This window comes from Caballeronia sp. LZ028, from assembly GCF_031451415.1.
Lineage (GTDB): Bacteria > Pseudomonadota > Gammaproteobacteria > Burkholderiales > Burkholderiaceae > Caballeronia > Caballeronia zhejiangensis.
In genome coordinates this window covers 1,306,500-1,328,595 of the sequence record NZ_JARUXN010000004.1, presented here as the reverse complement: position 1 = coordinate 1,328,595, position 22,096 = coordinate 1,306,500, and the positions used below count along the sequence as shown (strand labels likewise).

General features: G+C 64.6%; 10 protein-coding genes. 1 reads left to right on the top strand and 9 read right to left on the bottom strand.

Annotated elements, in window-relative coordinates; all coding sequences use genetic code 11:
* Window positions 1–37: 37 nt before the first annotated feature.
* From treY to QCE58_RS28765, 9 genes are all read right to left on the bottom strand, one after another.
* Window positions 38–2,983 carry a malto-oligosyltrehalose synthase gene (gene treY, locus QCE58_RS28805; RefSeq protein WP_250440377.1) on the bottom strand — a complete coding sequence of 982 codons (2,946 nt, stop codon included), beginning with the start codon at window positions 2,981–2,983 and terminating at the stop codon, window positions 38–40.
* Window positions 2,980–5,187, bottom strand: a complete 2,208-nt coding sequence (gene malQ, locus QCE58_RS28800; protein ID WP_250435455.1) for a 4-alpha-glucanotransferase — start codon at window positions 5,185–5,187, stop codon at window positions 2,980–2,982. Before malQ ends, treY begins: the two co-directional genes overlap by 4 nt.
* Complete coding sequence (gene treZ, locus QCE58_RS28795) at window positions 5,184–7,082, bottom strand: malto-oligosyltrehalose trehalohydrolase (RefSeq protein WP_250521498.1); 1,899 nt, start codon at window positions 7,080–7,082, stop codon at window positions 5,184–5,186. The genes malQ and treZ overlap by 4 nt, the downstream gene beginning before the upstream one ends.
* A gap of 46 nt (window positions 7,083–7,128) precedes the next feature.
* Complete coding sequence (gene glgX / locus QCE58_RS28790) at window positions 7,129–9,354, bottom strand: glycogen debranching protein GlgX (RefSeq protein ID WP_250521499.1); 2,226 nt, start codon at window positions 9,352–9,354, stop codon at window positions 7,129–7,131.
* 170 nt (window positions 9,355–9,524) lie between these two features.
* Complete coding sequence (gene glgB, locus QCE58_RS28785) at window positions 9,525–11,750, bottom strand: 1,4-alpha-glucan branching protein GlgB (protein WP_250521500.1); 2,226 nt, start codon at window positions 11,748–11,750, stop codon at window positions 9,525–9,527.
* Window positions 11,737–15,147, bottom strand: a complete 3,411-nt coding sequence (treS, locus tag QCE58_RS28780; protein WP_051079077.1) for a maltose alpha-D-glucosyltransferase — start codon at window positions 15,145–15,147, stop codon at window positions 11,737–11,739. The genes glgB and treS overlap by 14 nt, the downstream gene beginning before the upstream one ends.
* A 31-nt stretch (window positions 15,148–15,178) precedes the next feature.
* Window positions 15,179–18,580 (bottom strand): maltotransferase domain-containing protein, encoded by a 3,402-nt coding sequence (locus QCE58_RS28775; RefSeq protein ID WP_175982522.1) that lies wholly within the window; start codon window positions 18,578–18,580, stop codon window positions 15,179–15,181.
* Window positions 18,581–18,915: 335 nt separating this feature from the next.
* Complete coding sequence (gene glgA / locus QCE58_RS28770; protein ID WP_250521501.1) at window positions 18,916–20,565, bottom strand: glycogen synthase GlgA; 1,650 nt, start codon at window positions 20,563–20,565, stop codon at window positions 18,916–18,918.
* Between the two features lie 307 nt (window positions 20,566–20,872).
* Window positions 20,873–21,529: a DUF1345 domain-containing protein gene (locus QCE58_RS28765; protein WP_008354009.1), complete on the bottom strand. Its 657-nt coding sequence runs from the start codon at window positions 21,527–21,529 to the stop codon at window positions 20,873–20,875.
* Between the two features lie 98 nt (window positions 21,530–21,627).
* On the opposite strand from QCE58_RS28765, the gene QCE58_RS28760 reads away from it, so the two are divergent.
* Entirely contained in the window at window positions 21,628–22,083 is a 456-nt protein-coding gene (locus QCE58_RS28760; RefSeq protein WP_235366202.1) for a sorbitol dehydrogenase family protein, read from the top strand.
* Window positions 22,084–22,096 lie beyond the last annotated feature (13 nt).

Here is a 22,096-nt window from a genome sequence, read left to right as displayed (position 1 = left end):
AAGCGAAAGCGAAAAGCAAAAACCAAAAACCAAAAACCTAAGCCTTAGGCACCCCTTCCTCAACAAGCAAAGCCACCGGCATAACCCCAAGCGCATCGCGCAAAAACAACCTCGCCCCATCGGCTTTAGGCGCATTAGGACTGAGCCAGTCAAACAAAGCCCTTGAATGCAGCGCTTCTGGCAACACGATGGCGGTATCGCCCCAACGCTCGGCCTCGACAAGCGGCACGTCGCGCCCGACGTCCAGCAGCGGCGCTGCAAGCCGCGTCGCAACAACGACAGCAAACGCGCTCCCCGCATGCCGCGCATACGCAATCACGCGCCCCGCATGCTCGCCCTCGACCTCGAGCGGCAAATACTCGCCCTGCGCAAACAACGACTCGCAATGCTTGCGCAATGCCAAAGCTCGCCGCACGATTGCAAGCTTGACGCGCCCATCGCGCCAGTTCGCCAATTGCTCCGAAGGCGGCCCTTGCTCTTCGATCTCGAGAAGCCACTTGCGACGCAACTCATAATCGACAGGCCGACGATTGTCCGGATCGACAAGACTGAAATCCCACAACTCCGTGCCCTGATAAAGGTCCGGCACGCCCGGCGACGTGAGCCGCAAAAGCGTTTGCTGAAAGCTGTTGATCGCGCCGAGCGGTCCGAGCCGCGTGATGAACGCCGATAACTCACGCAGAAAGCCATCGCGGCGCTGCGGCGCGACGATATCGAACAGAAAGTCCCTGCACGCGTTCTCATACGCTTCGTCGGGTGCAAACCAGCTCGTGCGCGTCTTCGACTCGCGCAGCGCCTTCAGTTGCCATCCGGCGACACGTTCGGCGAGTTCGCGAACGCCCGCTTCGTCATCGGGCGCGAGTGTGGTCGGCCAGCATCCGACGAGCGTCTGATACAGCATCGCTTCCGCCGCCGGCCCCGGCGCCCAGTCGTCGATACCGGTGGTTTCGCCATGTCCGCCGCTCGGGCCGCGTCGCAATGGTGTGTTCAACGTCGACCATTGCCTGAGCGTCGCGGCCCATTCGTCGGGAATTTCGCTCAATGCAGCGATGCGCGCGCGCACGTCCTCGCCGCGCTTGTGATCGTGCGTCGCCGTGCAAAGCATCGCGTGCGGAAACGCATCGAGGCGTTCGCGATTGCCCGCGTGAAACGCATCGACGGACAACGCGAACTCGCCCGGATCGGCGCCCACTTCGTTGCGCGAAATCAGCCGTCCGTAGCGATAACACGCCGTATCCTCGACCGCCTTCGCCGCCACGGGCGATGTCAGCTGCGAGAACAGCGTCTGCGCCGCGCGACGCTGCGAGCCGCTCGACGACGGGGGATTCGGCCCCGCCTGCGCCTGATTGCGATCGCGCTCACGTTCGCGATTGCGCTCCGCCGCGCGATCCCGGCCGCGTTCGGGACGGTCGTTGCGTTCGCCACGCTCGGGCTGCGGCAGTTCATCGGGCAGCTTGCCGCCGAGCCATTGCGCGACCTGATCCAGCACCACATGGTCCGCACGCGCGAGCACCGCGCGCGCGGCTTCGAGCGCCTGCGCGAAAAAGTGCTCGTCATCGGGGCTGCGCACGCCGCCCACGGGATAGATGCGATACACCGGAAACTGCACGACGAGTTCCGCGACCGCGCGCCGTATCGACGTGAATGTGAAATCGCGCGTGGTCTGCGCATCGCGTGCAATGCGATGCAGCGCGCGCGTCACGCGATCCAGTTCCGCCGCAAGATTCTCCGCGAGTATCTTGCGGCGCGCGGCGAGCGCTTCGTCGGCGAAGCATGCGCTCTTGCCCGTGATCTCGGCCCAAAGCGCGGCAAGCGGCTCCGCGCCCGCCGGATCGTGCAGCAGCGCGCCGACATCGTTCATGAAGTCGTAACCGGTCGTGCCATCGACCTGCCAGTCGCGGCGCAACGGCTCGCCGCGCGCAAGAATCTTTTCGACGACGAAATACGTGCGCCCATTGCCATGCCGCAACGCCTCGGGCCGTTCCGCCGCCAACTCTTCGAGCCGCGCGCGCAGGCGCTGGCAATACTCGCGCGGTTCGGCGAGACCATCGACGTGATCGACGCGCACACCATCGATCAGACCTTCGGTGAAGAGCCGGAACACGAGCGCATGCGATGCCTCGAACACTTCAGGCCGCTCGACGCGCACGCCGCCGAGCGTGCTCACATCGAAGAAACGCCGCCAGTTCACTTCGTCCGCGGCGGTGCGCCACCATGCCAGCCGATAATGCTGGCGCTCCAGCAGCCGATGCAGCCGGTCGCGACCCGCCGACGTATCCGGCGAATGCGCCGCGAGAATCGCCTCGATCGCGGCCTGGCCGCCTTCCGTCTGCGCGATGGTGATGAGCGCGGTGCGCGCATCGGCGGCGCGCGGCTGATCGGCGGGCTGCGTCGTCAGGCCGACGAAGCGTTGCGCGAGCTCGGGCGCTTCCTGGAACACGGCGGGGTAATCGACCGGACAGACTGGAAACACGTTCGAGTAATACTCGATGACGAAGCGCCCTTCATCCGCGCGATACGCGAGCTTGATCTTGCCGCCCTGCAACTCGTCGCCGTAAGACGCGCCGAGAAACGGCGCGAGCACCTTGCCGCGCAAGGCGGGATCGGGCGAATGCCAGTCGACGTCGAAGAAGCGCGCATGCGCGGCATGCCGTCCCCATTCGAGGATGTCCTGCCACCACGCGTTCTCCGAGCCGCCCACGCCCATGTGATTCGGCACGATATCGACGATCAGTCCCATCTCGTGCGCGCGCAGCTTCTCGACGAAGCGCCGCAGGCCGTCCTCGCCGCCCAGTTCGGGATTGACCGCCGTGTAGTCCACGACGTCGTAGCCGTGCGTGGAGCCGGCGGTCGCGGTCGTGATCGGCGAGACGTACGCGTGACTCACGCCGAGCAGCGCGAAGTAGTCCACGAGCGCGGCGGCATCGTCGAAAGTGAAGCCCTTGTGAAGCTGAAGCCTGAGCGTGGAACGCGGTACGGTCATGGTGATTCGGGTTTCGATTTGGGTTCGTTCGGTTGCGCGGAACGCTTGCGCGCGGCATCGACGGCGAGCAGGCGATCGGCGAAGGCATCGTCGAGAAACAGTTCGTCGACGGGCCGCGTGATGCGCCTTCTCCAGTTCGGATGCTCGTCGATGGAGCCGGGCAGATTCGGCTGCTCCACGAGCGCGAGCAAATCTTCGAGCGGATAGGTGACGAGCGGCGCGGGCGTCGCGGCGACGAAGGCGAGCGCCTCGTCGACGGGCGCATTGTCGATATCGGGCGCCTCCACGTCATCCGGTGCGATGCCCGCGTCCTGAAACGCGCGCCACAGATGCGCGCGATCTTCGCCGCGTTCCTCGAGCGCGGCTTCGACGGCATCGCGGCCATCGGCGCGCGCCATCGTCTGGCCGATCTTCGAGCGCCACACGATGTCCTCGCCGCGCCACCATCCGGTGACGGTCGGCAGATCGTGCGTCGTCGTCGTCGCGGTGACGCCGCTGTCCCATTCGCGCGGCGGTTTGAAGCCCGGCCCGTCCACTTCGCGCTCGAACCACAGCACACGAATGCCAAGCAAGCCGTGCTCCTGCAAGCGCTCGGTAAAGCCGGGCGGCACGGTGCCGAGATCCTCGCCGACGACGATCGCGCGATGCCGCCACGATTCGAGCGCGATCAGCCGCAGCATGTCCTCGAGCGGATAGCGCAGATACGCGCCGTCCTTCGCGCTTTCGCCTTCGGGCACGAGCCACAGCCGGCGCAAGCCGAGTATGTGATCGATGCGGATGCCGCCCGCGCATTTAAACGCGCAACGCAGCATGTCGATGAACGCGGCGAAGCCTTGCGTACGCATCGCGCGCGGCGAGAACGTCGTGAGTCCCCACGATTGCCCGGCCTGGTTGAACAGATCCGGCGGCGCGCCGACCGACACGCCCGTCAGCATTTCATCGCGATACGACCATGCGTGGCTGCCCGCGCTGTCGCAACCGACGGCGAGATCCGCGACGAGCCCGACCGCCATGCCCGCATCGCGCGCGGCGTGTTGCGCGTGCAGGAGTCCCTTCGCGGCAAGCCATTGCGTGAAGAGATAAAAATCGACCTCGCGGCGATGCGCATCGGCGAATTCCGTCACCGCGTCGCTGCGCGGATCGCGCAACGCTTCGGGCCAGTTGCGCCAGTGACCTTCGCCGTTTTGCGCGATCTGCGCGGCCTGCAGCGCTTCGAAGCGCGCATGGTCTTCGAGCGGACGTCCGCCTTCCTCGACGAATGCGGCGAAGTCTTTCGCGAAGGGCGAATCGCGATCTTCGGAAAACGCGTCGAAGAGGGCGCGCAGAATCGCGAGGCGCGCTTTCGATGCGCGCGGCCAGTCGATCAGCGTCAGTCCTTCGAGTTCGGCGAGTTCCTTCGCGACGCCCGCTTTGTCGATCGCGGCGCGCGCGGCAGGCGCACCGAGCACCGCGGCAGGATCGACGTGCGCGATGTTGAGAAAGAGCCGCGACGACGGCGAATACGGGCTGAACTTGTTCGGCTCGGCGCTGAACATCGCGTGCATCGGGCTGATCGCGACGGCATGTCCGCCGCGCTTCGCAGTTTGCGTCGCGAGCGATGCGAGCGCGGTGAAATCGCCGATGCCGCCGTCGCCGTCACGCCGCAAGCCATACACTTGCGCCGCGACGCCCCACAGCGGCGGCGCCTTCGCCGCATCTTCGTGCAGCGTGCGCCACGCATCGTCGATGGTGTAGCAGCGCGCGGGCGCGACCGCGAGCGTCGTGCGATGGTCGTTGATGACGAGCGTGTGATAGCCCGGCTCCGCGATCGGCGAGAGCAGCGCGGTCTCGCCCTTCGGCGACGTGAAGCGCCCGTCGATCACTTCGCCGCTTTCGAGTTCGATGCGATAGCGCGCGCCCTGTTTCGCCGCCGACACCGGCAGCGCGATGCCGCGATCCACTTCGGCGGTGATGAGCGGCGGCAGCTTGCGGCCGCTCATTTCGGCATCGACGGCGTTCATGCTCTGCTTGATCTGCGCGGCGTTGCCACACGGCAGGCCGAGCTTTTCGAGCAGAATGCGCAGCGTCGTTTCAGGCACGCGCTGCGTGTTCTTGTGCGCGTCCTGCCATTCGATCTCGAAGCCCGCGCGCTCCGCGAGCGCCTCGATGCTGCTCACGGAACGCGTGGCGCCCGTCTGGGTCGTTTTCGTCGCGGCGGCGTTCACGAGACTTTTCCTTCCGCGGATGCCGGTTCGAAGCGGCGCGCGTCGTGCGCAATCGCATATTCGTTCACTTCGCCGGTGATCCACGCGAGGAACGTGCGAGCGCCGAGTTCCCCGTTACGCACGCGATCCTGCGCGCGCGCCGGCGTCTCGAAGATGATCTTGCCCGGCGGCTGCTTGTCGAGCGCGACAGCCGCGTCGCCGAGATTGAGCGCGATGGAGAGCGTTTCGCCGTCGCCGAGCTTCCAGCGCGCGACGAGCGCCTTGTCGCCGAGCACGTCCGCGCCGAGCGCTTTGGCGCCCTTCAGACGCGGCGTGATGAGCTTCGCGCGCACCGTCAACGCCGATCGATAGAAGTGCAGCCATTCGAGCCGGTCTTCTTCGTCCTGCTTGTCGCTGATCTTCGGCGAGGACATGTCGAACGTTTTCTCGTCGTTCGGATCGGGAATCTGCGCGCGGCGCTTTTCGTCGGTGAATGCGGAGAACTTCGCGAATTCCTTGCGACGGCCTTCGCGCACCGCATCGGCGAGTTGATCGTGATAGTCGGTGAAGAAGAGGAACGGCTGCCTCGATCCGTATTGCTCTTCCATGAAAAGCAGCGGAATCTGCGGCGAAAGCAGCAGAAGGCCCGTTGCGGCGAAGAGCGATTCGTCGTCGGTCAATGCGCGCAGGCGATCGCCCATCGCGCGATTGCCGATCTGATCGTGGTTCTGCAGGAACGCGACGAAGCGCGTGGGCGGCAGATGCGCGCTCGGTTCGCCGCGCGGCTTGCCGTCATGAATCGGCGACGGATCGCCCTGATACGCGAAACCTTCGCTGAGAATGCGCGCGAGCTTTTCGATCGGCTTGTCGGAATACGCGCCGTAGTAGCTCTCGTCCTCGCCGGTCAGCAGAACGTGCAGCGTGTTGTGCGCGTCGTCGTTCCATTGCGCGTCGAAATGCGTTTCCAGCAGATTCGCCGTGTTGTGCTCGTTCTCGAGCACGAGATGTACATGACGCCCCGCCTCGACGGAACTGCGGATGCGATGCGCCAGTTCGCGCAGCCATTCGTCATCGTTGATCGCGTGCACCGCGTCGAGGCGCAGGCCATCGAAACGATATTCGTTGAGCCAGTACAGGGCATTGTCGAAGAAAAAGTCGCGCACTTGCGGGCGCTCGAAGTCGATCGCCGGGCCCCACGGCGTGTTCACGCCTTCGCGGAAGAAGGTTTTCGCATACGCGTGCAGATAATTGCCGTCCGGTCCGAAGTGGTTATAGACGACATCGAGAAAGACCATCAGGCCGAGACCGTGCGCGGTGTCGACGAGCCTCTTCAGATCTTCGGGACGGCCATACGCCGAGTCAGGCGCGTAGGGCAACACGCCGTCGTAGCCCCAGTTGCGCGTGCCGGAGAAATCGTTGAGCGGCATCAGCTCGATGGCCGTCACGCCGAGTTGCGCGAGTTCGGGCAGGCGCGCGGTGACGCCCGCGAAACCGCCCATCGCGCCGACGTGCAGTTCGTAAAGCACGGTTTCTTCCCACGGCCGGCCGTGCCAGTTCGTGTGCGTCCATCGATACGCGCGCGGGTCGATGACTTCGCTCGGTCCATGCACGTCCTGCGGCTGATAGCGCGAGGCGGGATCGGGCACGGCGAGGTCCTCGTCGAGCCGATAGCGATACAGCGTGCCCGCGCCGCCATCGGCTTCGGCTTCGAACCAACCGTCGCCGGTCGGCTGCATGTCGACGCGTTCGGGCGTGCCGCCCGCGCGCAGGATTTCCACTTGCACGGCATCGCGCGATGGCGCCCAGAAACGAAAGCGCGTGCGCGGATTGTCGCGTGCGGCGCCCGTTAGATGAGCGCCGAAAGGAAGGCAATACGCATATTGATGCTTGTGCGGATCGATCGGACGTTCGGACATGATTTCCTGCCTCTAATGCTGCGGTGGACTGCGTATGGGTTGTGCGTCAGTGAGGCGAATCGATCTCGGAATCGCGATGCGAGGGCATCGTGCCCGGATCGGGCGGCAATGCCGTCAGAAGACGCGGCCCCTGATGCGCGCCGGCCATCCAGACCGCTTGCCAGTCGGCATCGCCGGTCGGCTCGGCCAGCATCACCACGACGCTGTGCGCGGCCACTTCCAACTCGCTGCCGACGAGAGGCCGCGTCACCGAATCGGGCTCCGCGCTATCCAAGAGCACGTTCCATTCCAAGTGCGGCGCGGGCGGTGTGAACACGAGCGTTTGCGACGATGCATTGAACATGAGCAGCAGCACGTCGATTTCACCGTCGACGCCCGGGCCCGCGCGCCGCAGCGTGAGCGCGCGGCCTTCCGGGTCCTGCCATGCTTCGATCGCGAGCGCGTTGCCGCGTTCATCGAACCAACTGACATCGTAGAGTCCCGGCAGCACTTCGCGGTCGCCGTAAAGGAAGCGCGTTTCGCGCAACACCGGGTAGTTTTTGCGCAGTGCAATAATTTTCGCGACGAACTCCGTCATCTCGACGCCGGCGGGCCTTTGCGCCGCGTCCCAGTCGATCCACGAAATCTCGTTGTCCTGGCAATAGGCATTGTTGTTGCCCTGCTGCGTGCGGCCGAATTCGTCGCCGCCGAGAAGCATCGGCGTGCCGAGCGAGAGCAGCGTCGTCGCGATCATCGAGCGGGCGAGACGCGCGCGCACTTCGAGAATCGCGGGATCGTCGGTCGGACCTTCGATGCCCCAGTTCGCGCTGCAATTCTCGTTGTGGCCGTCGTTGTTGCCTTCCTGATTCGCTTCGTTGTGCTTGTGCGAATACGCGGTGACGTCCGCAAGCGTGAAGCCGTCGTGCGACGCGACGAAGTTAACCGACGCCCATGGTTTCCTGAAGCGCCGGTTGAAAAGTTCCGCCGAGCCGGTGAGACGCGCGGCGAGATCGGGGCGCATGCCGGCATCGCCGCGCCAGAAACGCCGGACGCCATCGCGATACTTGTCGTTCCATTCCGCGAAGCCCGGCGGATGATTGCCGACCTGATAGCCGTCCGGCCCGATATCCCACGGCTCGGAGATGAGCTTGCGCGTGGAGAGAACTGGATCCTGGCGCACGGCATCGAAGAAGCCCGAGCCGGGATCGAAGCCGTGGCCTTCGCGGCCGAGCGTGACGCCGAGATCGAAGCGGAAGCCGTCGATGTTGAACGCCGTGCACCAGTAGCGCAGCGAGTCCATCACCATCTGCAAGACGCGCGGATGCGACAGATTCACCGTATTGCCGCAGCCGGTTTCGTTGATGTAGTGACGTTCGTCGCCGGGAATGAGGCGGTAGTAGCTTGCGTTGTCGAGGCCGCGCCACGAGACGGTCGGGCCGAGTTCGTTGCCTTCGCAAGTGTGGTTATAGACGACGTCGAGAATCACTTCGATGCCCGCCGCGTGCAGTTGACGTACGGCGATACGCATTTCGTTGAGCCGATGCGTCGACAGATAGGAAGGCTCGGGCGCGAAGAACGCGGCGGTGTTGTAGCCCCAGTAATTCCTGAGACTGCGTTCGACGAGAAAGCGGTCGTTGAGAAACGCGTGCACCGGAAGAAATTCGACGGCGGTGATGCCGAGCTTCTGCAAGTGCTCGATGAACCAAGGCGACGATAGCGCGGCGAAGGTGCCGCGTTCGTGCTGGCGGATGTCGTGGCGCATCATCGATGCACCGCGCACGTGCGTTTCGTAGACGATGGTTTCGCCCCAGGGCGTGTCGGGGCGCACGTCGCGCGACCAGTCGAAGGCGTCGTCGGTGACGATGCATTTGGGCATCGCGGGTGCGGAGTCGCGGCGATCCATCGACATGTCGAGGCGATTCGAATGCACGCGATAGCCGAAGAGGGCGTCGGACCATCGCCAGGGGCCGACGAGCTTTTTCGCGTAGGGATCGAGCAGCAGCTTGTGGGGATTGAAGCGATGACCTTGCTGCGGCTGATACGGGCCATGCGCGCGAAAGCCGTAGACGGTGCCGGGGTGCGCGCCGGGGAGATAGCCGTGCCAGATTTCGTCGGTGCACTCGGGCAGGTCGAAGCGCATCAGTTCCTTGCGGCCGGTGCTGTCGAAGAGACATACCTCGATGCGATGAGCATTCGATGAGAACACCGCGAAGTTGACGCCCAGACCGTCCCAGTTGGCTCCGAGCGGGTAGGGCGCGCCCGGGAGCAACTTGTCGGGGAGTGCATTTGCCATGTTGGCGCATCCTTTTGGGGTTTTTCTGCCTTTGCTGTTTCCTGCTCTTGCTCTTCGTATTGCTTGCGCTTCTATGGAATCCCGGTTTCTTAGTGGTCTATCAGCACTGCCCCTGTGCGGGGCAACGCTGATAGACCGACGCGATTACGGGATCCGGCGAAAAAAAACCATCAATCGGCCCGCAACACGATGGTTGCCAACGGCGGTAATGTCAACGCCGCCGACTGCTCCCTCCCATGACTCGGATAGTCATCCGTATGAATCACCCCGCCATTCCCCATATTCGACCCGCCATAAATGGAAGCATCGGAGTTGAACACTTCGCTCCACCGCCCGCGCCGCGGCAACCCGATCCGATAAGCCAGACGAGGCACCGGCGTCATATTGCACACCACGACGAGATCGCGCCCTTCGGCATCCGTACGCCGATACGCATAAACGCTATTCGCGTTGTCATCCCCGACGAGCCATTCGAAGCCGCGCGAATCGCTATCCAGCTTGTGCAACGCCGGCTCGCTCGTATAGAGATGATTCAGATCGCGCACGAGCTTCTGCAACCCGCCATGCATCGAATCATCGAGCAGATGCCAATGCGGCGATTCATCGTGATTGAACTCCGCGAACTGGCCGAACTCGCCGCCCATGAACAACAGCTTCTTGCCCGGATGCGTCCACATGAAGCCGAAGTAAGCGCGCAGATTGGCGAACTTCTGCCACCGGTCGCCCGGCATCTTGTTGATCAAAGACCCCTTGCCATGCACGACTTCATCGTGCGACAAAGGCAAGACGAAGCGCTCCGAATACGCATAGACCATCCCGAACGTGTACAGATGATGGTGATACTGCCGATACACCGGATCTTCCTGCATGTAGTGCAGCGTGTCGTGCATCCAGCCCATGTTCCACTTGAAGTCGAAGCCGAGTCCGCCGCTCTCGACATTCGCCGTCACGCCCGGCCATGCAGTCGATTCCTCCGCAACCGTGATCGCGCCCGGAATCTGCCGCACTTCATGATTCAGCCGCTTCAGGAACGCAATCGATTCGAGATTCTCTCGCCCGCCGTAAATGTTCGGCACCCACTCGCCGGCCTTGCGCGAATAGTCGCGATACAGCATCGACGCAACAGCATCGACACGCAAGCCATCGACGTGATAGCGCTTCAGCCACGCCAGCCCCGATGCGATCAGGAACGCGCTCACCTCGTTGCGGCCGAGGTTGTAGATCATCGTGTTCCAGTCCTGGTGATAACCCTCGCGCGGGTCCGCGTGCTCGTACAAAGGCGTGCCGTCGAACTGCACGAGACCGTGCGCGTCGTTCGGAAAATGCGCCGGCACCCAGTCGATGATGACGCCGAGCCCCGCCTCGTGCGCGCGATTCACGAACTCCGCGAACTGCTCCGGCGTGCCGAAGCGCGCGGACGGCGCGAACTGCCCGAGCGGCTGATAACCCCACGAACCGCCGAACGGATGCTCCGCGATCGGCATGAATTCGAGGTGCGTGAAGCCCATGCCCTTCGCATACGGAATCAGACGCTCGGCCAGCTCGTGCCAGTTCATGCCGCGATTGTCTTCCTCCGGCACGCGCAGCCACGACTCGGCATGCGCCTCGTAAATGGTGATCGGCGATTGCGGCGTCTGCTTGCCGCCGCGCGTGTTCATCCACTCGGCGTCGGTCCATGCGTAATGATCGATCGCATCGGCATCCGCGACGACCGATGCCGTCGACGGCGGCTTCTCGCTCTGCATCGCGCACGGATCGGCCTTGAGCGGCAGCGTATGACCGTCGCGCGTGACGATCTCGTACTTGTAACGCGTGCCCGCGCCGATGCCCGGAATGAACAGCTCCCACACGCCTGCGTTGTGACGCAGGCGCATCGGATGGCGCCGCCCATCCCATGTGTTGAAGTCGCCGACCACCGAGACGCGCCGCGCATTCGGCGCCCACACCGCGAAGCGCACGCCCGCGACGCCGCCATGCGTGATGGGCCGCGAGCCGAGGCATTCGAGCACCGCATACGGATCGGCTTGCGAGAGACGGTGGAGCCATTCGTCGCTGAGCACAGGGCCGAACGAATACGTGTCGTGCGTTTCCTGCGGCGTGCCGTGCCAGTCGATCTTCAGGCGATACGCCGCCGGCCTCGTGACGAAGCCCGCGTAAAGCCCCGCATCGTGGATGCGCGCGAGCGAGCCGAGATGCTCGCCGTTGCCCGCATCCGCGACGCTTACTGACGATGCGCCCGGCAGGAACACGCGCACGACGTGCCCCAGATCGGTTTCGTGCAGGCCGAGCATCGAGAAGGCATCGGGATGCCGGGCCTCGACGAGTGCGTCGATATCGAGCGGATTGAGGCCGTGCGCGGGGTTCCTGGTATCCGCCGGATCGCTACGAGTGTTCATGGTGAGTTCCATCCGGATTGTCCTTGTTGGCTCCGAATACGGGTCGCGTGCCCGGAGCGGGCGGCTCGCCCGTGTCTCCCAGCAGGCGGCTCGCGAGCGACGCGAGACCCCGCAACGGAAGGCCGATCCAGGTCGGCCGGTTCGCTGCTTCGTAGCGGATTTCGTAAGCGGCCTTCTCGATCAGGAAAAGATCGAGCAACGGCTGAAACACGTCTTCGGCCGCGATCGTTTCGGGCGACGTGGCGATCGCCCCGGTGTACTCCCGCAAAAAGCTCTCCTCGGCGAACGCGCGCAGGCGTTCGAACAGCGCCCGCTTGCGATCCGCCGTCTGCGCGGGCGCGTTTTCCGTCGTCGATTGCGCTGCCGCGCTCGCATACGACAGCGAACGCAACAGGCCCGCGACGTCGCGCAGCGGACTCGTCTTTTTGCGGCGTTCGTCGAGCGGTCGCGCGGGCTCGCCTTCGAAGTCGATGAGATACGCATCGCCTTGCGCCATCAGCACCTGGCCCAGGTGGAAATCGCCGTGGATGCGGATGCACAACGCATCGGCATCGGGCGCGACGAGCTTCTTGACCGTATCGACGAGCAGTTCACGCCGGTCGAGCAGACTTTGCGCGAGGAAACGGTCGTGCTCGTTGAATTCGCCGATCTTCTGCGCGAGGATGTCGAGCGCCGATTCGAGCAGCTTCAGCGTGCCGTCGATCCAGCCCTCGACGTCCTCGGCCGATGCGCGCTGCGGCGAGAACGCTTCGTCTTCCGTCGGCGATGCGAGCGCGACGTGCAGTTCGCCCAGCCGCTTGCCGATGATGCCCGCGATGTTGCCGTAGCCCGCTAAACCTTCCGCCTGCGCGTCGCGTTCCTGCGCGTGCTCTTCGGATTCGACCGCGACCGCGAGCTCATCGACGGTGCGGCGCAGATAGTCGAGCGCGTAGTTCCACGCATCGCCCTGATTGTCGATGTAACCCTGCAGGATGATGAGCGTATGCGGCACGCCCTGCGGATCGACGCGCACGACTTCGCCGTAGAGCGGGCCGGTGTTCGCGTAGCCGAGTTGCGTCAGATAGCGGCTCATTTCCGCTTCGGGGTGAATGCCGCCCACGACGCGACGCACGAGCTTGAGCACGATCTTGTCGCCGATCACGAGCGAGCTGTTGCTCTGTTCGGCGGCGAGCCAGCGGATCTCGGGCGGATCGGCGGGATAGAGATTGAGCGTGTCGAAGAGCTCGGTCGGAATGAAGCGGATCTCGCTCTTTTGCACCGTCGGCACGACCGCGCGCTCCTTGAGCTTGCGGATCACGCCATAGGTGAATTGCGGCACCGAGAACGCATCGGTCAGATGCCCGATGTTGCGGTTGCGCCGCACGCGCGCGAGCGCGAGCTGCATGTAGAGCGGCGACGTCGTCTCCGTGCCCCACGCGATCGACAGCGGCAACACGTAGCGCTCGCAATGATCGCCGACATCGGCTTCGATCTCGGTGAACGCGAAGCCCGCGCCTTCGATCGTGGTCAGCGCGGCGAGGCGCACCGCATGCAGCTTCTGATCCTTCGATGCGAACCAGCGGCGCTTGCTCAGATAGTTCGGCAGCACTTCCGATTCGAGCAGCCGGACGTTTTCCGGCGTCGGGCCGGTCTGGCCGGCGCGAATCACCATCGTGACGAACTCGGGCAATTGCTCGGACGGCGCCTGCGCCCACGCGGGCCGCATGTTGCCCGGGCAAAGCTGGAACCACAGGAAGCCGTAGGGCGGGAACGTGAGCAGATACGTGAGCTTGCCGATAGCGGGGAACGGCGAATCGGCGGTCATTTCGAGCGGCACGGAGCCGTCGAATTCCGACAGATCCAGCTCCACCGCTTGCGGCGCACGCGAAAGATTCGCGACGCACAGGATCGGCGGCTCGCCTTCGAGTTCGCGCAGATACGCGAGGATCTTGCGATTCGCGGGCCGCAAGAAGCGGATCGTGCCGCGGCCGAACGCATGCTTCGAGCGGCGCACCGCGAGCATCTTGCGCGTCCAGTTCAGCAGCGAATGCGGATCGCGGCTTTGCGATTCGACGTTCACCGCGTCATAGCCGTAGAGCGAGCCCATCACGGGCGGCAGCACGAGTTGCTCGGGATCGGCGCGCGAGAAACCGCCGTTGCGGTCGGACGACCATTGCATCGGCGTGCGCACGCCGTCGCGATCGCCCAAGTGGATGTTGTCGCCCATGCCGAGCTCGTCGCCGTAATAGATCACGGGCGTGCCGGGCATCGACAGCAGCAGCGAATTGATGAGCTCGATGCGGCGCCGGTCGCGTTCCATCAGCGGCGCGAGACGGCGGCGAATGCCGAGGTTCAGGCGCGCGCGGCGATCGCTCGCATATGTGTTCCACAAGTAATCGCGCTCGGAGTCGGTGACCATTTCGAGCGTGAGTTCATCGTGATTGCGCAGGAAGATCGCCCATTGATTGGTTTCGGCGAGGTCCGGCGTCTGCCGCATGATGTCCGTGATCGGGAAGCGATCCTCGCTCGCGATCGACATATAGATGCGCGGCATCAGCGGGAAGTGGAACGCCATGTGGCATTCGTCTTCGTCGCCGAAGTATTCCTTCACGTCTTCCGGCCACTGGTTCGCTTCCGCGAGCAGCATGCGGTTCGGATACTCCGCGTCGATGGTGGCGCGAATCTTTTTGAGGATCTGGTGCGTCTCGGGCAGATTCTCGTTGTTCGTGCCTTCGCGCTCGACGAGATACGGCACCGCGTCCAGCCGCAGCCCGTCGATGCCCATGTCGAGCCAGAAGCGCATCACAGAGAGCACTTCCTTGATGACCGCCGGGTTATCGAAGTTCAGGTCGGGCTGATGCGCGTAGAAGCGATGCCAGTAATACTGGCCCGCGACCGGATCGTGCGTCCAGTTCGAAGGTTCCGAGTCGATGAAGATGATGCGCGTCTCTTCGTACTTCTTGTCCGTGTCGGACCACACGTAGTAGTTGCGATGATTCGATCCCGGCTTCGCATGACGCGCGCGCTGAAACCACGGATGCTGATCCGACGTGTGATTGATGACCAGTTCGGTGATCACGCGTATGCCGCGCGCGTGCGCTTCCTGAATGAAGCGCTTGACGTCCGCGATCGTGCCGTAGTCCGGATGCACGTTGCGATAGTCTGCGATGTCGTAGCCGTCGTCGCGGCGCGGCGACGGATAGAACGGCAGCAGCCAGATCGCATCGACGCCCAGCTCCGCGATGTAGTCGAGCTTCGCGAGCAGGCCGGGAAAATCGCCGATGCCGTCGTTGTTCGCATCGAAGAAAGACTTGATGTGAACCTGATAGATGATCGCGTCCTTGTACCAAAGCGGATCGTCGTTGAGAATCGACGCCTTCTTGTTGCGCTTCACCCTTGTATCCACGTTTCGCTCCAATGTTCTTGGTGTGCTTTCGTACGTCGATGAATCACGCTGCGTCAGGCTGCGGCTTCGGCAAACCCCATGTCGGCGATATGCGCCAGATCGCGAATGGCAGCGAATGCGGATTGAGCCGCACATGCTGGCGCCGTCCGCGCCATTCGAATTGCTCGCCCGTCACCTGATCCTCGACCGCGATCGCGTCCCACTCATGCACGCCCCAGCGTTCGAGCGTCTGCCACGGCAGTTCGATATCCGCGCCTTGCTCGTTGAACGGATCGAGGTTGATCGCGACGAGCACGACGTTGTCGCGCGATGCGTTCGCCTTTTCGAAGAACAGGATGTGATCGTTATGCGCGGGCAGGAAGTTGACGCCCAAATGCGTCTGCAACGCGGGATTCGCGCGGCGGATGCGATTGAGCGCGGTGATTTCCGTGACGATGTTGCCGGGCCGGTTCCAGTCCCACGCCTTCAGTTCGTACTTCTCGGAGTCGAGATACTCCTCGCTGTTCGGCAGCGCCGCCGATTCGCACAGCTCGAAGCCGCTATACACGCCCCACAATCCGGATAGCGTGGCCGCCAGCGCCGCGCGAATCACGAAACCCGGCCGTCCGGAGCTTTGCAGGAAGCGCGGATTGATATCCGGCGTGTTCACGAAGAAGTTCGGGCGGAAGAATTCCTTCGCATCGGTCTGCGTGAGATCGTGCATGTACTCGAGAAAATCGCGCTTGCTCTCGCGCCAGGTGAAGTACGTGTACGACTGCGAGAAGCCGAGCTTCGCGAGACGGTTCATCACGCGCGGCCGCGTGAACGCTTCGGCGAGGAAGATGACATCGGGATGGCGCGCGCGCACGTCGCCGATCACCCATTCCCAGAACGGGAAGGGCTTCGTATGCGGATTGTCGACGCGGAAGATTCGCACGCCCGCCGCGATCCAGTGCAGGAACACGTCGCGCAACGCGAGCCACAGATCGGGTTTCGCGTCCTGCGCGTAGAAGTCCGGATTCACGATGTCCTGATACTTCTTCGGCGGATTTTCCGCATAACGCAGCGTGCCGTCGGGACGCCATGCGAACCACGTCGGATGCTCCTTGAGCCACGGATGATCCGGCGAGCATTGCACCGCGAAGTCGAGCGCGATCTCGAGCCCGTGTTCGTGCGCGGCTTCGAGCATGCGCTTGAAGTCGTCGAGATTGCCGAGTTCGGGATGCAGCGCGTCGTGGCCGCCTTCCTTGCCGCCGATCGCATATGGGCTGCCGACATCGCCCGGCTGCGCGGTCAGCGAGTTGTTCTTGCCCTTGCGGTTCGCGACGCCGATCGGATGGATCGGCGGAAAGTACAGCACGTCGAAGCCCATCTCGCGGATGCGCGGCAGCTTGCCGATCACGTCGATGAACGTGCCGTGACGATTCACGTCGTCGCTCATGGAACGCGGGAAGATCTCGTACCAGCTCGCGAAGCGCGCGGCGGCGCGTTCCGAATCGATGCGGTACACGACCGGATCGCGCGACAGGAACGGACGATGCCGCGCCGCTGCAACGGCTTTCGCGGTCGCGCTCGCGAGCACGAGTTCGAGCTTGCGCGCGTCGTCGGCCTTCGTGAATTCCTTGACGATCGCTTCGAGCGGCGCGCTGTCGCTGTCGGCATCGTCGGAGGTTTTGACTTCGGCGAGGATCAGCGCGAACAGATGCTTCGCTTCCTCGACTTCGAGCTCCACCGTCTGACCGGCCTTCAGCTTCTTCTGCATGTGATCGACGAGCGACGCGTAATCGTCGCGCCACGCCATCACGACGAATTCATGGCGGCCCACGCGTTCGAGCGGAATGCGCGTGCTCCACAGATCGAGGCCGGCGGGCTGCACGGCGGTCATCGGCGCTTCGTGCCACTCGGTTTCATCGGCGGCGCGCCATTGCACGGCGGCGGCGATTTTGTCGTGGCCTTCCGCGAAGATCGCTGCCTGAATCTCCACCGCCTCGCCGACGATGCGCTTCGCCGGAAAGCGTCCGTGATCGACCGAAGGCGTCACGCTCTCGATCGACACGCGCGGCGCGGCGATCGCCTCGGCGACGGACTTCTTGTCGGCGGCCTTCGCGCCGCGCTTCACTTGCGGCTGCGCGAGCAGGATGAACGGCTCGGCTTCCGCGCGATACAGGCGCACTTCGCCCGCCTTGAGCGTGAAGGGCGCGAGGCGCTCGGGCTTGCCCATCGTGTCGTCGATCAGCGCGAAGCGCGTGTAGTTGCCCGGCACCGATTCGAGCAGATGCAACGTATCGACGTGCACGGGCGCGACGAGATCGGGATTGATGACGGCGAGCACGGCGTCGCTGCTATGGCGCAGATCGCCGCCATCCGCGCGAATCAGCGCCGCGTAGGGCGTGCCCGCCCCCGTCAGCGCGCGCAGTTCGCCGACGCTCGCGAGCGTGCCGACGTTGCGCTGCAACTCGTTCGCACGCCGGATGCGCGCGGTGAGATCGATGCGCTTCTCGCTCTTCGCACGCTCGTATTCCGCCGCGATGCCGTATTGCGGCGACATCGGCAGGGCGACGCCGTATTCGAAGCCCATCGGCACCATGATGCCGGTGCCGAGCGCGGCGGCGGTGTCGAGCGCGCGCGTGTAGGCGCGTTCGACGAGCGCGGTGTCGCTCGTATCGGCGAGATCGCTGATGAGCCGCGCGCCGAACGGATCTTCCGGAAACGCGATGGGCGGTGCGATGCGCGACAGTGCCGCGTGCTCGTCGAAGAGCCACGCGCTCTTGAAGTCCCACCAGCGCGTCGATGCGAACACGGCGTCGAAACCGGCGTCGGCGAGACCGTGCAGATCATGCCGCGTGACGCCGACGGTCCACGCGAGCCAGCGCGTCTCCGGATGCTTTTCGCGCACCGCCGCGCCGAGCCTGCGCCACACATGCGCGGGCACCGCGTCCGGCGCATCGAAGCGAAACCCGCCCACGCCCGCATCGGCGAGCAGGTTCAGCTCGCGCGCCCACCATTCGGTCAGATGATGCGCGGCCTCGCCATCGGCGAAATTCGCCCACGCGACGTCGCGCTGACGCGGCGGCTTGCGCGGATCGAGGCGCGCATCCGCGCTTTCGAACGGCTGAAACCAGTGCTTGTTGTCCTGATAAAGCCCGCCTTCGGCGCTCACGCGGTCGATCACGATATCGACGAGCAGCGTGAGCTTGTGCTTTTTCGCGGCGTCGGCGAGCTGGCGCAGGCCGTCGGATGCGCTCGCATCGGATTCGAAGACGGAATGCAGGCGATGATGATCGGCGACCGCTTCGCGATGCCCGTTGCTGCCGGGCGTGAACGGCGAGCCGATCAGGACGTGATCGAAGCCGAGCCCTGCCGCGTGCTCGAACTGGGCGGGCCAGTTCGCGAGCGGGCCGACGAGCAGGGGATCGATGAAGTAGATACGCGGCGCGTACGCATGAGGAGCTTGATGGTTTTCCATCGTTCGTCTTTTCCAGAGTCGTCCTGCGGTGGCGGGGATGCGGGCATCAATCGCGATCACGCTCACGGGCCAAACTGGCTGAAGAGCTGGTCCGCGCGTCACGAATCACGCGAACTCTCAGGCGGAACTCAGATTACACCTTGGCGCCGGATTTCGACGCCTGCCTGGCCGCGTTGTCGCGATGCACCGTGCATCGAATGCCTTCTTGCATCACGGTGGGCGCCACGGTCCCCAAGTGATTTCCTTCGGGCTCATGCACGGGCGGGACAGCACGTTGCGTGCCGCGCCCGGTTCGAACCCTGGTCGCTACTATGGAGCAACTGCCGCCGGCACGCTCACGCGGTGCGCGCCATCGAATGCGCGTCCTGTGCCCGTGCGGGCGTCGGCATGACATCGGCCACGCGGCGCGCACGCAATGCGGTGCGGCTCGGACGCGCGCCGCTCAGGCCGACGTACAGTGCGACCATCGTCGTCACGGCTTCGTTCCATCCGAAATCGCAGGACATCGCGTTGCGCTGCAACGCGCGCCACACTTGCGGACGCATGTAGGCGTCGAGCGCGCGGCTCGCGGCGTAGACGATATCGTCCGCGCGTTCGCCATCGAAGAGAAAGCCGGTGGGCGCGTGCGAGGAGCGCGGCGCGGGGACCGGCGCGACAGGCAGATCATGCGTGCCGTCGCGCAGCCACGCCGATGGACGGAGCACGTCGCGCATGCCGTGCAGTTCGTTTTGCGCCGCATCGACGATCGTGTCGGCGAGGCCGCCCACGCGCGATGCGACCGGCAGCGTGCCGTAGCGCATCGCATACATCTGCGTGAGGCCGCACGGCTCGAAGCGGCTGCCGTGCAGAAGGATGTCCGCGCCCGCGTGCAGGGCATGGGCGCGCCGTTCGTCGTATCCGATATGCACGCCCACGCGATCCGGCCATTCCTGCGCGAGCTTCCTGAAACCGGCTTCGATATGCGCCTCGCCCTTGCCGATCACGGCGAGCTGCAGACGCGGATGTCGCGCGAGCAGACGCGGCAGCGCATCGAGCACGACATCGGCGAGTTTCTGACCGGTCATGCGGCTGCCGATCGCCATCAGCGGCGCGAACGGATCGACGGGCAAGCCGAACATGCGTTGCAGCGCGCGCTTGCACGCGTGCTTGCCGCGCATATCGTCGAAGGAATAGGTGCGTTCGATGAGCGGATCGGCGGCGGGATTCCACGTTTCTTCGTCGATGCCGTTCACGACGCCCGACAGCTTGTCGGCGCAGCTTTGCAGCACGCCTTCCATCAGATGACCGAAGCGCGGCGTGAGAATTTCGCGCGCGTAAGTTTCGGAGACGGTCGTTACGCGATCGGCGTGGACGATGCCCGCTTTCATCAGACTCAATGCGCCATAGAACTCGATGCTCTTCGGGTCGCTCAACGCATGCACGAGCCACTTTTCCGGCACGCCGAGCGACGCACCAAGCGAGAGCGCGTAGTTGCCCTGGAATGCGAGATTGTGGATCGTGAATACGCTCTTTGCGTGCACGTCCGCGTGCTTCATCAGAAGCGGCGTCAGGCCCGTGTGCCAGTCGTGTGCATGAACGATGTCCGGCTTCTTCACGCCGCGCACGCCTTGCGCGATCCGCACCGCGGCGGCGGAAAGCGTCGCGAAGCGAAGCGCGTTGTCCTGATAGTCGCGGCCCTGTTCGTCCTGATAAAGCCCGTCGCGCGCGTAGAGCGTGTCGCAGCGCAGCAGCAGAACCGGCACGCCGGTATCGGGCATACGGCCGCGCAGCAGCGCCGCGTCGCCGCCGGGCAGGCCGGTGAGCGTGCCGATCTTGCTCAGGCCTTCTGCTTGAGCAATGGCGTTCGGATAGGCGGGAAGCAGGATGGTGGCATCGACGCCGGCTTCGCGCAGCGCGGCAGCATAGGCGCTGACCATATCGCCGAGTCCGCCGGTCTTGGCGAGCGGGACGGCTTCGGAGGCGACCAGCAGAACGTTCAAAGGCAAAATGGGCTCTCCTGTGCATGCGGAACGCACGAGCGCGAGGCCGCGCGAGCGAGTGCTGATCCGGGTTTCTTCTGATTGGGCTGGCGCAATGCAGCAATCGCTGTGCCACCGAGCGGTGGCGTGTGTGCGCTGCGGCACGTTCATTTCCGCCTATGGCACGACGAGACCGCCGGCGCCCACGTCCCGCAGAGCAAGAAAGGCACGAACGTGCCGCGTGTAAAACTGACTGCGGCGCGCGCCGCGTTTTTACACGGCGCGTTCGATGAGCCGTTCGTCGAGCTTATGGCGCGCGCGTGACAGCGGCGTTTCAGCCGCCGACCATGCTCGCGGCGATGTTGATCGAAAGCCCGAGCACCGCGAGATTGAAGAAGAACGACAGCACCGATTGCGCGAGCGCCGTGCGGCGCGCCGACGTCGATGCAAGCGCGATATCGGCGGTCTGCGACGCGACCGCGATCGTGAAGGAGAAGTAGAGGAAGTCCCAGTAACCCGGCTTCAGATGACGGTCGGGAAATCTCAGCGCGGTATCGTTGTCCGGCGACTGATAGTAGTGCCGCGCGTAGTGGAGCGTGAACATCGTCGGGATCAGGAACCATGCGCCGAGCATCGTCGCGCCGGTGAGCACGTAATGCAGCACCGCGCCGGCGCCCATGTGCTTCGCGGTCGACAGCTCGACGACGATCGCCACGATGCTCGCAATCGCCGCGACGCTCACGACCATCAGCACGGTCGCGGCGTTTTCGTCTTCGCGCTCGGCGAGTTCCTGCACGTCGCTCTGGCGCGCGGACGCCATCTTCACCCAGATGAGCGCGAGGTAGAGCCACACGGCCGAGTCCCAGCCGATCAGCGCGCGCGCCGTCGGCCGCACGTGCGCCGGAACCAAAGCGGCGGCGACGCAACCAACAGCCAGGCCGATCAGCGCGCGCGGCCGGTTGCGCAGTACGGGCGGGAAGATCGGCTTCATTTCGTTTTGTCCGCATGTGAGGCAGGCATCGCCCGACGCTGCGATTATTGCCCGATCGCCTTTCAACAAGCTGAGTGCCAGAGATGACGTCGTTTGCGATGCGAAGGGGAATCATGGCGGGCGCGTGCGCGCTGCTCGTGCCGGCGCGCGCTCAGGAACCGCCCGCGAGCGGAATCGGCGCGTTTCTCGCCGTGTCGATGAAACTCACCGGCCGCACGCACTTCGATCCGCTTCTCGCCGAACGCGTGCACGCGGCGCTCGTCCGGCACGATGCGGACTTCGCCGCGAAGATCGCCGCGCTCGACAAGTGGATCGCGACGCACGGCGGCACGCCCACCGACATCATCACCGCCGCGCTCGAAGCCACGCGTCCCGAGCTTGCGAAGACGGTCGGCAGCGTGATGCGCGCGTGGTATCTCGGCGTCGTCGGCGAGCCGCCGCATGTCGAAGTCGTTGCGTACGAACGCGCACTGATGTTCGATCCCGTCGGCGACATGCTCACGGTTCCCTCATACTGCCGCGGCGAGCCGGCCGACTGGGCGAAGAAGCCCTGAGCGCCGCGCATCG

Bases quoted from the DNA above. Each gene is read 5' to 3' on its own strand.
- QCE58_RS28775 (WP_175982522.1), bottom strand. From the start codon at position 18,580: ATGGAAAACCATCAAGCTCCTCATGCGTACGCGCCGCGTATCTACTTC.
- QCE58_RS28760 (WP_235366202.1), top strand. From the start codon at position 21,628: ATGCGAAGGGGAATCATGGCGGGCGCGTGCGCGCTGCTCGTGCCGGCG.
- QCE58_RS28765 (WP_008354009.1), bottom strand. From the start codon at position 21,529: ATGAAGCCGATCTTCCCGCCCGTACTGCGCAACCGGCCGCGCGCGCTG.
- treZ (WP_250521498.1), bottom strand. From the start codon at position 7,082: ATGTCCGAACGTCCGATCGATCCGCACAAGCATCAATATGCGTATTGC.
- treY (WP_250440377.1), bottom strand. From the start codon at position 2,983: ATGACCGTACCGCGTTCCACGCTCAGGCTTCAGCTTCACAAGGGCTTC.
- glgX (WP_250521499.1), bottom strand. From the start codon at position 9,354: ATGGCAAATGCACTCCCCGACAAGTTGCTCCCGGGCGCGCCCTACCCG.
- glgB (WP_250521500.1), bottom strand. From the start codon at position 11,750: ATGAACACTCGTAGCGATCCGGCGGATACCAGGAACCCCGCGCACGGC.